Genomic DNA, 14,011 nt, shown 5'->3' on the forward strand with positions numbered 1-14,011 from the left:
CTTCCTGAAAACTTCCCGGATCACTGGATTTTCGGTTCGACCGCGGCGGCGGTGTGCAAGGGTCGGGTCGAGCGCCTTCGTCTCCCCATCCGGGGCCGAAGTGATCGGCCATCAGCTTGCGCTGCTCGGGGGTGAGGGGGTTCTCGCTGCGGTCCTTGATCTTAATCTTGCAGAACCAGGCGCCGATCTGGATGTGCTCGGCGTTGACGGTGACGGGGTCGCGTTTGCTGGGGAAGCGTTGGTTGGTGTCGGTGAACAGGCGCAGGATCTCGGCGTTGTGCTCGAAGGTGCGCCGTGGAGCTTTGCGGCTGCGGACAGGGGCGTCCTGCGGGGTGAGGCGGAGTGCTGTGAGCTTGTCACGCTGGGCCGGGGCTAGTTGGTCCCACAGGCTGTGCTGGCGCTGGAGCCAGCTGGTGGCATTGACGGCGTCGAGTTCCAGCGGGCCGGCGAGCAGCGGTGCGGGGTCGCCGCCTGTGTGGAGGTAGGTGCGGATGAGGTGGTATTTGCGGGTCCAGTCGGGGCCGTGGGGCAGGCGCCATTCGGGGTCGATGCGGTCCAGGGCTGCGGCCCGGGCCAGCGGGAGTTCGCCTTGTGCGTCGAGGGTGCGCTGCTCGCTGAGGAAGTCGCCGCTGGGCTCGCCGGCCTTGATAGCGGTGTGGCCGTGGAGCTCGGCATGCTCTTGGACCTGGGCGAGGTGGCCGGCGAGGATAGCGCCGTTGATGCTCCAGACCATGCCCAGGGCTTCGAGTTCGGCGATCCAGGCGGGGTCGAGTTGGCCGCGGTGGTAGGCGGTGCGCTGGGCGTCGAGGTACGTGCGCAGGCGGAACCCGAACTCGTCCTCGTAGTCGGGTCGCAGGTTCAGGTGGCCGTGGGTGTCGTGGAAGCGCTGGGCGGAGGCCAGTGCGCGGCGGCGCAGCTGGCGGGCGATGCCGCCGGGGCTGAAGCTGACGATGTCCAGGGCGCGGGCGATGTGTTCGGGATCGAGGTCGAAGTCCCAGTGCCAGCGGCGGACGATGTCCGCGCGGGTCTCGGTGGACAGGCGTCGGCTCCGGTTGGGCAGGCGGTCCTTGATGTGGACGTCGTCCTGGGCGAGGGCTTGGGCCATGAGCCAGACCGGGTCGTAGGCGGTGCCCAGGATGTCGTGGGGGTGTGCCTGGGGGGGTACGTATACGGGGAGTAGGAGGTAGGCGAGTTTGTGGGGGTTGGCGGGGTCCAGGCGCACCGCGCGGCCCAGGGCCTGCTGGCCGCGTACGACGCTGCTGGTGGGGTCGGCGAACGCCACGGCGTCGATGGCGTCGATGTTGATGCCCTCGGCGATCAGTTTGGCGTTGGCGAGGATCGCGCGGGGGGCGCTGGCGTAGTCGGCCAGGATGTCGCGGCGTTCTTCGGGCGTGTGGTCGCCGTGGATGCACAGGGTGACGGGGACGGTCTCGGGCCGGTATTCGGGTGGGAGTCTGCGCAGGGTCTGGGGGAACTCTGCGGCGAATCGTTCGCCGTCGGCGACGGTGTTGAAGAAGACGACGACGCGCCGCAGGCCGAACTGGCGCATGGCTTTGGCGATGGTCAGGTGCAGGGCGGTGGTTCGGCGGGCCTCTTGGGGGACGGGGTGGTTGAGGATCGCGCGGAGCGTGTCGTCGGTCAGGGTGGAGACCGCGACCCGGTAGTCGGTGACGACACCATCCTTGATGGCCTGGGCCAGCTCGTAGGTGACGCTGGGCCCGAACACGGCCTGATCGCTCATCGACAGCGGCTTCTCAAGCAGGTTGGGGCCCAGCGGGCGGGTGCGGCGGCGGGCGGGCCCGTCGGGGTCCTCTGTGAGGTCCGGGGCTTCCCAGTCCCGCGGGGTGGCGGTGAGGTACAGCCTGCGGTGGGCGCGGATGCGCCGGTTGTTGTGGATCATGGCCCAGGTCTTGTCCGCGTGGCCGGACACCCTGTGGGCCTCGTCCGCGATGACCAGGTCGAGGGCGGGGACCAGTTCGTAGGAGGCCTGGGCCTGCCGGATCTTGTCGAGGGACTGGTAGGTGATGAAGACCGTGAGCTCCGGCTCGGCAATCATGATCTCGGCCAGCACGCCGGGGTCGCTGGTGATCCGCACGCCGGTGGCCACCAGGTCCGGGTAGGCCGGCAGGTCGGCCGAGCACACGGCGAGCATCGGCTCGGTCCGGCCGTCCTGGCGCCAGGCCTTCATCGTCTGCACCAGCAGATCCAGCGTCGGCACCACTACCGCGGTCCTGCGCACCCGAAGCCGCTCCGCGACAAGGATCGAGGTGTGGGTCTTGCCCGTACCGCACGCGGCCGCGTACAACGCCCGCGAACCGGCACGGCGCAGCAGCGCGGCGAGCTTGTCTGCGTCCCGGTGTTGGTGCGGGCGCGGCGGCCGACGGTGGGGTACTGGCGGGGGCTCAAGCTCGATCACAGTGTTCCCCGGTCGGTCGCGGTGTCGTGGACCATAGTGCCGCACACCGATGCGCATACGGAGCAAAACGATGGGCCGGTGTGTGGGGTGACGGAGTGATAGGACCATGGGCCGGTGGCATCGTTGACGACGGCCCACTTCTTGTCCGCGCGGCCGGCGATCCGGTGCGCCTCGTCCATGACCGCCAGGTCGAACGGCGGCACGTCGAAACGGCTGTGACGGGTGGCCTCGATCTTGTCGAGGGAGTCATAGGTACAGATCACCGTCAACGCCGGGGTCTGGTCCTCCCCCTCCCCCACCAGCGCCATCAGACCCGCCAGAGCACGGTAATCGGAGGTCGAGCCGACCCGGCGCGCGGCCAGCGCGTCGTGGCCGGAGGCATCCATCGACGACACGATCAGCATGTGCTCGGTATGACCATCCGCACGCCACGCCAGCGCGGTCTGCGCCGCCAGGTCCAGGGTCGGCACCACGAACAACACCAACCGGGCCTGCAGCGCGTCGGCGATCCGGACCGAGGCCAGTGCCTTGCCGATACCCGTCGCCGACACATACAGCGCCCGGGTACCCGGCCGGCGCAGATGCCGCACCGCCCGCGCCACACCCCGCACCTGATCCGGAAACAACACAGCCCGCACCGGACGACCAGACCACGACGAAGGGAGGACAGCGGTACTCATACCTACCATGCTCCCAGCAACGACAGGGCGGGCGAAGGACGATGCGCTCAGGCACGGGTTGCGCACGATGAAAAGAGCCGACCCCCGCTACAGAGGAAAGCGGCGGGCCGGAACTTCCTCCGACGGGCACCGAGTCGCCCCGGTACAGGAAAGATGCCTGACATGACGAAGGACAGAAGACCGTGGGACCGGCCGCAGCCGAAGGAAGTCCCCGACCTCCCCCAGACCGAAGACGTAATCGGCGTCTTCCAGTACAAGGGCGCCGACATCCTCAGCATGACCGACACCCAGGTCCGCGCTTTCTGCCTGGAGAAGGCGAAGTTCTTCCTCTACGAGGCGCAGGTCAAGGCCGCAGACACCATCGGCGGACCCGAACTGGACATTGCAGCCCAGTACGCCACGATCGCCGACGCCTTCAGACCACCCTCAGGACCTGGCCTCGGCAAGGAAGACGAGCCCGAGCCTGGCCGGCGCGGATGAGGCAGTGCAGTCTGGCGGGCAGTCCTCGCCGGACGGTAACGAGGGCTGCCGCCACCCCGGTACGGCTCGCGCGACCCTTCCGAGCCCGGCGCAGTGCCAGAGCCCAGAAGGCTTCGGCCCCACGGCTGCGCTGGCGCGATCCGCCTCGATCGGCCGGTTGTCGGCCGGGACGTCGCCTGGCTCAGGAAACACCCGCGAACGACCGTTCTCCGGAGCTGAGCCGAAGACCGCGTGAGTCGTTCTCCTGTTCAACGGCACAGAAAGCGAGGACCATTACCGGGATCTCTCCCGCGGACTGCACTGCTCTCACGGGGCTGGGAGAGTCGAGGTCGTGTCCCGGTGACACCCAGCGATGGCAGTGGCTTCCGGTGGTTCGTGACTGCTCCAGGAACGCTGTGGGGTGGGCCCGGCGGCTCCGCCCGGGGCTGGCGGCTCCCGCCGACACGCCCACGGCATTGAGGCACATCCCCGGCCCCCGGCTTCGAAGAAGCGGCACGGTGTCCGGGGTCCGCGCGGGTCTCGTCCTGCAAGGGCGGTCACACAGCTGCTGCCGGGGACACTGATGGGCTCTAAGATGATGGTAAGTCAGGTGATGCGTGCTGCTACTCACCTTCACCGACGCTGCCGCGATAGAGCGCGTCGCATACCTCTCTTCCCGCCTCGGCCAGGCCCGTGACGGCTGTCCGAGACGGGAGCTTCCGGCATTGCACATCACGACCAGCCAGATCTGGGCCAAGGAGCGGGTGTTCGAACGCAACAAGGTGCGTCAGCTTCTGGTTCCCAAAGGGAATCTGGAGGTGGTGGAGGCAGAGGGCGGCCTGACAGTGACCGGTGTGTACGGGACGTGGCCGGCCACCCGTTCCGGTGGCGCGGATCCCGCAGTGCTGACCGCACGCATCCCCACGGTGCGCAGTGGGGCCAGAGCTGAGTGGCTCGGCAACCTGGACCTGCTGTCCCCCTCGGTCGTGCTGGACTCCTTCCAGGACGGAATCGGGTTCCGCCCCTACACTCAGGACCATGCCCTGCGACGCCCGCAGATCGGGGCACTGCACTCGGTGGTTGGCTACTGGTCCTCGGGGCTGAGCGAGCCGGGCATCGTGGTGATGCCGACCGGTACGGGCAAGACCGAGACAATGCTCGCGCTCCTGGTCGCCTGCCGACCCGACAAGGTGCTGGTATTGGTGCCCACCGCGGCGCTGCGTGAGCAGATCGCGGGGAAGTTCGAGACCCTCGGGATCCTGCAGCGCGAGCAGATCGTCACACCGCAGGTGCTGCGGCCGTGCGTGGGACGGCTGGAACACGGGTTCCAGGACGCCGCCCAGGCACAGGCGTTCGTGGCCGCCTGCAATGTCGTGGTGGCCACCCCGCACGTGCTCAATGCCTGCGATCCGCAAGCCCGTGAGGCCCTGTATGCGGCGTTCACGCACCTGATCGTCGACGAGGCCCACCACGCGCCCGCTGACAGCTGGTCGCAGGTGATCGAGGCCTTCGCCGGGCGGCGCGTCCTGCTGTTCACCGCCACCCCGTTCCGCGAGGACGGGCGGCCGCTGCAAGGGCGGACCATCTTCCGGTTCCCCCTGCGCGAGGCGCAGCGGGACGGCTACTTCACCCAGATCGACTACAAGGCGGTCCTCAGCCTGGAGGGCACCGACGAGCGGCTGGCCGACCTGGCGGTACAGCGGCTGAGGGAGGACCTGGCGGCGGGGCTGGACCACATCATGATGGTGCGCGCGAAGACCGCGAAGCGGGCCGAGGCCCTGGTGGAGCTGTACCGCGGCCGCGCCTCCGATCTGGGGCCGAATCTGCTGCATGTGAAACTGGCCGCGCCCAGGCGCAAGCAGGCGCTGGACGGGCTGCAGGACCGCAGCTGCCGCATCGTGGTGTGCGTGGACATGCTCGGTGAGGGCTTCGACCTGCCCGCGCTGAAGATCGCGGCCCTGCACGACGTGAAGAAGAGCCTGAGCCCGATGATCCAGTTCATCGGGCGCTTCACTCGCACCGCCTCGCAGACCGCCATCGGGACGGCCTCGGTGTTCGTGGCCCAGGACCCCTCGGTGGCCCTGTCGCCACTGCGCGCGCTGCTGCGCGAGGACGCGGACTGGAACACGATCCTGCACGACGTCACCGAACGCGCCAGCGCCGCCGTGGAGGAAATCAGCGCCTTCGATGCCTCCTTCACCGGTGTGCCCGAGGAGGTCGCGGTCAGCGTGCTGGAACCCAAGATGAGCGCCATCGCCCACCGCTCCCCCACCCGCGCCTGGGACCCGCACCAGGCCCTGGTGCTGTACGGCGAGGACAGTGTCCTGGCCTCGACGGTCGCCACCAGCACCAGTGCGCCGGTGGCCTGGCTGGTGCTGGAGAAACACGACGAGGTCCGCTGGGGCGCCTCGCAAGCGCTGCGCGAGACCTCCTACGCCCTGGTCATCATGTACTTCGACCGGAACCGCCGACTGCTGTTCGTGCACGGCTCCGACAACAGCGGCGACTACACCGACCTCGCCCAGGCCGTGCTGGGTGAGGGGAGCACACCGGTCCGCGACTGGGAAACGTTCCGGGTACTGGCCCACCTGGACCGGCTCATCCCCACCAACGTAGGACTGCTCGACGCCCGCGACCACTTCAACCGGTTCTCCATGCACGTGGGCAGCGACGTGTTCGAGGCCCTGGACACTGCGGACCGGCAGGGCAAGAGCCAGACCCACATCGCCGCCTCCGGCTTCGACGAGGGGGAACACGTCACCATCAGCGCCTCCCTCAAAGGCCGGTTCTGGTCCATGCGCACCGCCTCCAACCTGAAGGATTGGACCGACTGGTGCGACGAGCAGGGCGGCAAACTCCTAGACGCGGGCATCGACCTGGACCAGATCCTGGGCGGCTTCATCATCCCGAGCGACCTGACCGAGCGGCCCGCGCACGTCCTGATCGGCCTGGAATGGCCCTGGGAGCTGTATACCTGGACCGGGACCAGGGCCAGGCTCACCCTCTCCTACCAGGGCAGCACCTACCCGATCACCGAGGTCGACTTCGCCGTCGACGACTTCACCACCACCGGGCCGTTCCGCTTCTCCCTGGTGACCGAGGCCTGGCGGATCCCGTACCAGGCCGACTTCGGGCCCGGCGGCCTGACGTACACGCCCGTGGACTAGGACGTCGTCATCGCCTCCACTCGCTCGCAGACCATGCTGGCGCAGTGGCTGGATGTCAACAAGCCGCTGCTCTTCCTCGAGGGCGACCGCATGATCACCCCCGAGAGTCGCCTGCTCGAACCCCGCTACGAACTGCCGCCCTTCGACCCGGCCAAGCTCACCGCCCTGGACTGGATCGGAGTCGACATCCGCAAGGAGTCCCAGCGCGCCGAGCGCCGAACAGACTCCATCCAGTTCCACATGTCCCGCCACCTGCAGGAAACCGACGCCTTCGACGTCCTGATCGACGACGACGGCGCGGGTGAGGCAGCCGACCTGGTGGGCCTGCGCATCGACGGCAACGACATCATCGTGACCCTCGTCCACTGCAAGTACTCCTCCGCCGACCGACCCGGCGCCCGGGTCAAAGACCTCTACGAGCTGTGCGGGCAAGCCGTCCGCGGAGCGAAATGGCGCCACCAGGGACTGGACCCCCTCCTGCGCCACCTCGACCAGCGCGCACAGCACTCCATGCAGCGCACCGGCATCTCCCCCTACGAGGTCGGCACCATCGAGGACCTCTACCGCATCCGGCGGCTCGCCCCGCAACTGCGCCCGCGTCTGCGCACCGTACTGGCCCAACCGGGCCTGTCCGCTCGTGCCAGCACCCCCGAGCACCTGCGGCTACTGGCCGGCGCCCAGTCCTACGTCCACGCCGTAGCCCGCAGCACCTTCACCGTCTACTGCAGCACCTGATCGGCCCCGACCAGCGGGGGTCAACAATGACAATGGGTCCGTGGCCGATGAAGCGGTGGTGGCCTGGTACCGGGCCGAGGAACACTGGGGCCGGCAAGCAGCGGCATCCTGGCTGGGACACCCCTCTCGTCTCCGCAAGGACCGCGCCCACGAGCTCGAACGGCACAACCGCCGTCAGCGCTCTCCCAGATGTCCCAACGCGACCCCGAACGCACCGCCCGCCGCGCTATCAACCAACTCGGCTACACCGTCACCCTCAACCCGAGGGAGAACGCCACCTGGCCAGCAACCCTGGACACCCGGAGCCCCACGGACACCGGGCATCCAGCCGTGCCCACGCACACCCCGACCAGGCACTACTTACGCGTCAGCAGCCTGGTTCAGTCCAGGGGCTCCGGATCCGGTTCGGGCAGGAAGCCGGTGCGACGGTAGTACGTCACGTAGAGGTGGAAGAGGTCCTCGTCCACCTCGGGGCAGACGATCGAGTGCGGCCTCAAGGCCTCTTCCGTCTTGGTCGCATCGAACACGGCACCTCCAGCCCTGTCCCCGTCCCCGGCCGTCATCGCCAAAGCCATGACCTCCAGCAGAGGGAAAGCCGTGTTGCCCTGGGCGTCTTCGATGCTATGGATCCACTGGCCCATCGGGACGCCGTCAATGCGGTATCCGATGACCCTCAGCCTCGCCACGGCCTCGGCGAGCGACACCAGCCGGCCTGCGAGGTGGTAAGTGCTACCGGCCGCCGCCGGATCGAGGGACAACGCCACGAGGGCCGCGCTGGCGTAGTCCACGGGTACGAGGTCGAAGTCCAGGGCGAGGTCCATCGGGAAGGACCGCGCCTCGATACAGCCCTTGAGTAGCAGCCACATGAAGTCCCCGGTCTGGCAGGCGCCAGTCTCGGTTTCGCCGCTGATGCGGGTGGGCCGGTAGACGGACACTGTCAGGCCGCGGGCGCGGGCCTGCTCCACCAGGCGCTCGGCAACCCACTTGCTCTGGGCATAGCCGTGGCGCAGCCCATCGGCAGATGTCAGCTGATCGTCCGCCGTGATGGGCCGCTCCCCAGGCCGGTCCGTGAACACCCCGACTGTGGAGACGTGGTGTACCGGAACCGGCCGGTGCGCGGCGGCAAGCCTCAGCACCTCAATGGTTCCGTCCACGTTGGCGGCCTTCAGCTGCCCGTACGAGTGGGCCAGGTTGACTGAGGCGCCGCAATGGTAGACAGCATCCACGGTGCCGGCCAGCTGATCGTAGGTCTGCCAAGGCAGTCCGAGGCGGGATCGCTCCAGGTCACCGACGACCACCACGGTCCGCTTTTCGGCGGCCTTGCTCCACACGCCGTAGCGTTCCAGGGAGGTGCGCAGCCTCCGTCGGCCGTCGTCGGCATCCGTGGCACGCACGAGGCAGTGGACCGTCGCATCGGTCTGCTCAATCAGCTCGCGCAGGAGGAATGCACCGAGAAATCCTGTGGCGCCGGTCAGCAACAGTTGTTCTGGAGACCCCGTCTGCGACTGTCCGTGGTGAGGTTCGACCATGATGTCGGCTGGGAGTCGGACCTCGGCGATGTCCTGCGCGGCGGACATTCCACGACCGTCGATCCGGGCGGCGAGGTCCGCGATGGTGGGTGAGTTGAACACGGCGTCCAGGCCCAGCCTGACGTCCAGTTCCTCCCGTAGCCGAAGCAGCAGCCGCGCAGCGAGCAACGAGTCGCCGCCGATGTCGAAGAATCCCTCTTCGGCACCGAGAGTCGCCGTGTCTAGACTCAGCAACTCTCCCCATATCTTGGCAAGTCGCTCCTCTGTCGCTCCACGCATGGTTGACCGCCCGGCGGGCGGGCGGGAGCTGACAAGTGCGCCGGGGACCCGGCGGACCAGTTCCACGCGGTCGACCTTGCCGCTCGCGGTCAGCGGGAACCGAGTCAGAGGCACGCATGCGGCAGGAACCAGCTGGGCGGGCAGCGCCTCGCGGAGCTGGGCGGGCAGCGCGTCCGGTTCCACGCCTTCGGGAGTCGAGGGCCGGTAGAAGGCGATCAGGCGGAGAGCGGTGGATTCGGCGGCCTCGCCGGCAACCACGACGGCATCGGCGACCCCTGCCAGGGTCTTGGCCACAGCCTCCACCTCACCGGGCTCGACCCGGTGGCCGCGGATCTTCACCTGGCCGTCCCGGCGGCCCAGGAATTCGATCCGCCCGTCCGGCAGAAACCTGCCGAGGTCACCGGTCCGGTACAGCAGTCCCGGAGTGAGAGGGTCGGCGACGAACCTCTCCGCATCCTGTCGGGCGTGTCCTAGGTAGCCGAGGCCCACGGGACGACCACCGACGCAGATCTCCCCCACCGCGCCGATCGGGCGCGACCGCAGTCCGTCGTCCAGGACCTGGACGCGGGCTGCGTCGATGGGCCTGCCGATCGGCGGCCGTTCCGGCCACGTCGCGGGATTTCCCGACAGCCGCTCAGCGGTGACGACGTGCGTCTCCGTGGGCCCGTACTGGTTCTCCAGCGACGCTCGGGTCAGATCGGAGAAGAAACGCCTGAGAGAGGGGGTGATGAACAGCTGTTCACCAGAGGTGATCACTTCGCGAAGCGCACCGCACCTTCGTTGCTCAGCACAGGCGTATTCGACGAACTGCTGCAACGCGACGTACGGCAGGATCAGCCGCTCGACCCGCTGCTCCTCGACGAGGTCCAACAACAACTGTGGATCCCTGCGTGTCGCGTCACCGACCATGACCAGGGCTCCGCCGCCGGCCCAGGTGGCGAACAGCTCCTGGAAGAAGACGTCGAAACTTGCCGGCGCGTACTGCAGGGTTCTGGAGCCCGGCCCGCAGGTGGAGGTCCGGCTCTGCCAGTCGACAAGGCCGGCCAGCGAACGGTGCGGCATCGCCACGCCCTTGGGTCGACCGGTGGACCCGGAAGTGTAGAGGGCGTACGCGAGGTCCTCGCCTGTGACGCCGGGTGCGGTGGGGCAGCCGGCCTCGGGGCTCGGCGGCAGCCGGTCCACCCGGACCTGCCGAACGCCGTCCGGAAGGGGCACCGTGCCTGCCGTACTGCTGTCCGTGAGCACCACGTCAGCTCCGCTGTCCCCCAGCATGAAGGCGATCCGGTCGGCCGGGTAGGCCGGGTCGACGGGTACACAGCACGCCCCGGCCCCGAGTATGCCGAGGACGGTGGCGGGCAACTCGAAGGACCGTCCGACACACAGGGCGACTCGTTGGCCAGGTCCGGCATACCCGTGAGCGGCGAGGTACGAGGAGACCCTGCCCGCGCGCTCGGTCAGTTCCCGGTAGGTCAGGATGTGATCGCCCTGGATCACGGCGGGCGCATCGGGGGTCCGCAGTGCCTGTGCCGCGACCGCCTCGTGCGCCAGCGGTGGTGCGGCCATGGGCGGCGTGCCGGGCTGAGTGCCCTCCGCCCAGGTGTCGAGCAGCGTCCGTTCCTCCTCGGACATCAGCCGCAGGTCCGCGAGGACGTGTTCCGGGTGGGTCACGGCGTCTGTGAGCAGGGTTTGGAAGCGGTCCGCGAGGCGGTGAGCGCTCCGCTCGTCGAACAGATCGGTCGAGTACTCCAGGTAACCGTCATAGCCGCCGTCCACCGGCACCAGGTTCAGGAAAATATCGAACTTCGACCGGCCGCTGTGCACATACACGCGCTCGGACTCGACCCCCGGCAGGTCCAGCCCCGAACTTCGGTCGTCCTCAAGGGTCAGGACCACCTGGAAGATCGGGAACCGGCCGAGCCGGCGCTCCTTCACCGTCTCCCGCACCAGGTGCAGGAACGGAATATGGCGATGCTTGACGGCCGACCAGACGGTCTTCTTCGTCGAGGCGATCAGGTCCTTGAACGACGCGGCCGGATCCACGAGTTGGCGAAGCGGCATCACGTCGGTGAGGCAGGCGATCAGCGATTTGACCTCGGTCCCGGTGCGCCGGGAGATGGGGGTGCCGACGACGAGGTCGTTCTGCCCGCTCAGCCGGTTGAGCAGTGCTGTGAGGGCCGCCGTCATCACCACGAACGGAGTTGCCCGCTGGGCGCGGGCCAGTTTACGGATCCCCCCACCGGTCGTCTCATCCAGAGTGAACCGCACCTCGCCACCGCGGTGACGGGGTATGGCCGGCCGAGGGCGGTCGGCCGGGAAGGTGGACTCGGCCGGGGCGTCGCTCAGCGCCGTCCGCCAGTGCTCCAGGTGTTCCCTCGAGTTCGTCTCCGTGTCTCGTCGCTGGAGCCGGGCGTATTCGCCGAACTGCAGCGGGACCTCGGGGAGTACGGGCTCCCGCCCCTCGACGGCCGCCCGGTACGCCTCGTTGAACTCCGCGTCCAGCAGATTGATTCCCCAGCCGTCGATGACCGCGTGATGGATGGCCACCGCGAGCACGGCGTCGTCCTCTGTCAGGCGCAGCAGCGTGGCGCGAAGGAGCGGCGGTTCGTCGAGTGGGATCTCCGCGGTCACGGCCTCGATCAGTGCCCCGTCCAGCTCGTGCGGGGTGATCGGGCGGACGGCCAGCGGGAGGCGGGAGGGAGAGATCACCGTCTGCGTAGGGGTGCCGCCGGAGTTGTCGAGGCGGCTACGCAGAGCCTCCTGGCGCTCCACGATGGTGGTCAACGCTGTCTCGACAGCGTCCGGGTCGACGGGCCCACGGAGCCGGTGGACCCAGGACTCCACGTAGCGGGACAGGCTGGTGCTGAACTGGTCCTGAAGCCAGATCGACTCCTGTTCGAAGGACATCGGATAGGTCGGGCAAGAGCCCTCCGCCGTGTCGATGGGCACGAGCGGCTTGATGCTCTCGGAGGTCACTTCCGACTCCCTGCGGTCTGTTCGTGGTGATCTGCCAGTGAAGGGAGCAGTGCGGAGCGGTCGAGCTTGCCGTGGGTCGTGAGCGGCAAAGCGTCGAGCAACTCGATCTGGCTCGGCACCATGTGGCGGGGCAGTACTCCGGCGATTGCGCGGCGCAGCGCAGTGGGGGTGGGCGGAGCGGGATGCTGGCTGTCAACTGTGTAGAACAGGGCCAGCCGGGCGACGGACACGCCATCCGGTCCCGTCTCATGGGCAATCGCGCAGCTCAGCACACCCGGAACGGCGCGAGTTGCTGCCTCGATCTCAGCCGGCTCGATTCGGTGACCGGACACCTTCAGTTGCCGGTCCGCGCGACCACGGAAATGCAGGATTCCCTCGTGGTCGAGGGTGCCGAAATCTCCCGTGCGATAGAGGCGGGTCGCGACCCCATCCAGCGGGAGTGAAACGAATCGCTCGGCTGTGGCCCGGGCGTCGCCCAGGTATGAGCGGGCCAGCCCGTCACCGGAGAGGCAGATCTCTCCCACTTCCCCTGCGGGTACCGGATCGGACCCGTCAAGCAGATGAATCCGTGTTCCCCGAACCGCCCGGCCGATCGGAATTCCATGTGGCTCGTCGCAATCGGCCGGGCGCACACGATGGGTCGTGGCGAACACACAGCTCTCCACCGGCCCATAGCCGTTGATGAGGGTGATGCCCGGATGCGCGGACACGAAGCGGCGGACGTGTGGAGCGGACAACTTCTCGCCTCCGGTGAGCACCTGGCGAAGCCCGGCGAAACAGCGGATGTCCTCGTCCACGAAGAGATTCAGCAGTGAGGAGGTAAGCCACACCGTGTCGACGCCTGCTGTCTCGATCAACCGCCGCAGCTCGGCCGGGAGCAGATAGTCGCTGGTGGTGATGACCGAGGTGCCGCCGGTCGTCAGCATTCCCCACAGCTCCAGGGAGAAGGCGTCCCAGGAGACCGGTGCGGCTTGGAGCATTACCCGGCCGGGGCGGAAATCGGCGAAGGTCGGCTCGGAGAAGAGCCTCATGGTGGCGCGATGCGTCGACAGCACACCCTTGGGAGTTCCTGTCGTGCCCGAGGTGAAGAACACCGAGGACACAGCAGTGTCCTCGAAGCCTTCCTGGCCCTGGGCCGGCGCCGCGCCCTGCGTCTCCTCCAAGTAGCTCGCATCGGGCATCCACACCGGCGCTCCGGCATCCAGCGCAGAGGTGTCCGCGACAGTCACAGGAGGATTGAGCGTACGTATCAGTTGTTCCAGGCGCGGCGCGGGCCACCGGGGGTCGAGTGCCGCGTATGCCGCCCCGCACTTGAGCACTCCGAGGAGTACGGCGACAAGCCGGACCGACCGGCGGAGGATCACGGGCACGCTGGTACCGGGACCGATACCCAGCCGGCGTAGCTCCTTCGCGTATGCCTCGGCACCGGATTCCAGTTGGGCGTAACTGATCCGCTGGTCGCCGTGGACCAGCGCCATGGCATCCGGGGTGAGTCGGGCGGCGCGGGTGACGCCTTCATGGATCAGCCCGCCCGCAGATGTCGACGTGCTCGTCGGTTCCGGGCTCGTCGGGATGAGCGAGCTGAGGAATTCGGCGATGGTTTCTGATTCGAAGAGCTGCTCCGGGACGGCCGGCACACCGAGGTCCTGTTGCAGACGGCTGCAGACGCGCATGGCCTGCAAGGACGTACCGCCGACGTCGTAGAAGTTCTCCTCGGGCGACGCGGTGTCGGCGTCGATTTCGAGGATTTCCCACAGAATGCGCAGCACCTCG

Annotated in this window: 7 protein-coding genes; 3 read left to right on the forward strand and 4 right to left on the reverse strand. The window is 68.2% G+C overall.

The window, feature by feature from the left end:
- On the reverse strand, positions 1 to 2,416 hold a 2,416-nt coding region (locus G3I71_RS39330), incomplete at its 3' end, for a DEAD/DEAH box helicase (RefSeq protein WP_164322706.1).
- Positions 2,413 to 3,096, reverse strand: coding sequence for a DEAD/DEAH box helicase family protein (locus G3I71_RS39335; protein ID WP_164322707.1), 684 nt, complete (start codon positions 3,094 to 3,096; stop codon positions 2,413 to 2,415). The genes G3I71_RS39335 and G3I71_RS39330, both read right to left, overlap by 4 nt.
- Positions 3,097 to 3,258: 162 nt before the next feature.
- On the opposite strand from G3I71_RS39335, the gene G3I71_RS39340 reads away from it, so the two are divergent.
- The 3 genes from G3I71_RS39340 to G3I71_RS51710 all read left to right on the forward strand — a co-directional run bounded on the left by G3I71_RS39340 (position 3,259) and on the right by G3I71_RS51710 (position 7,457).
- A complete protein-coding gene (locus G3I71_RS39340) occupies positions 3,259 to 3,576 on the forward strand; it encodes a hypothetical protein (RefSeq protein WP_164322709.1) in 318 nt (105 codons plus the stop codon).
- 596 nt (positions 3,577 to 4,172) lie between these two features.
- On the forward strand, positions 4,173 to 6,722 hold the full coding sequence (locus tag G3I71_RS39345; RefSeq protein WP_343243200.1) for a DEAD/DEAH box helicase family protein: 2,550 nt from the start codon (positions 4,173 to 4,175) through the stop codon (positions 6,720 to 6,722).
- Between the two features lie 33 nt (positions 6,723 to 6,755).
- The gene (locus tag G3I71_RS51710; RefSeq protein WP_239149609.1) at positions 6,756 to 7,457 is read left to right on the forward strand and encodes a hypothetical protein; all 702 of its coding nucleotides are present in this window, start codon (positions 6,756 to 6,758) and stop codon (positions 7,455 to 7,457) included.
- A 380-nt stretch (positions 7,458 to 7,837) separates the two neighbouring features.
- Here G3I71_RS51710 and G3I71_RS39350 read toward each other — a convergent pair whose 3' ends face one another.
- A complete protein-coding gene (locus G3I71_RS39350; protein ID WP_164322711.1) occupies positions 7,838 to 12,238 on the reverse strand; it encodes a non-ribosomal peptide synthetase in 4,401 nt (1,466 codons plus the stop codon).
- Positions 12,235 to 14,007 carry an amino acid adenylation domain-containing protein gene (locus G3I71_RS39355; RefSeq protein ID WP_164322713.1) on the reverse strand — a complete coding sequence of 591 codons (1,773 nt, stop codon included), beginning with the start codon at positions 14,005 to 14,007 and terminating at the stop codon, positions 12,235 to 12,237. The genes G3I71_RS39350 and G3I71_RS39355 overlap by 4 nt, the downstream gene beginning before the upstream one ends.
- Positions 14,008 to 14,011: the final 4 nt, after the last annotated feature.

This window comes from Streptomyces sp. SID12501 (genome assembly GCF_010550245.1).
In the GTDB taxonomy this organism is placed as follows: Bacteria; Actinomycetota; Actinomycetes; order Streptomycetales; family Streptomycetaceae; genus Streptomyces.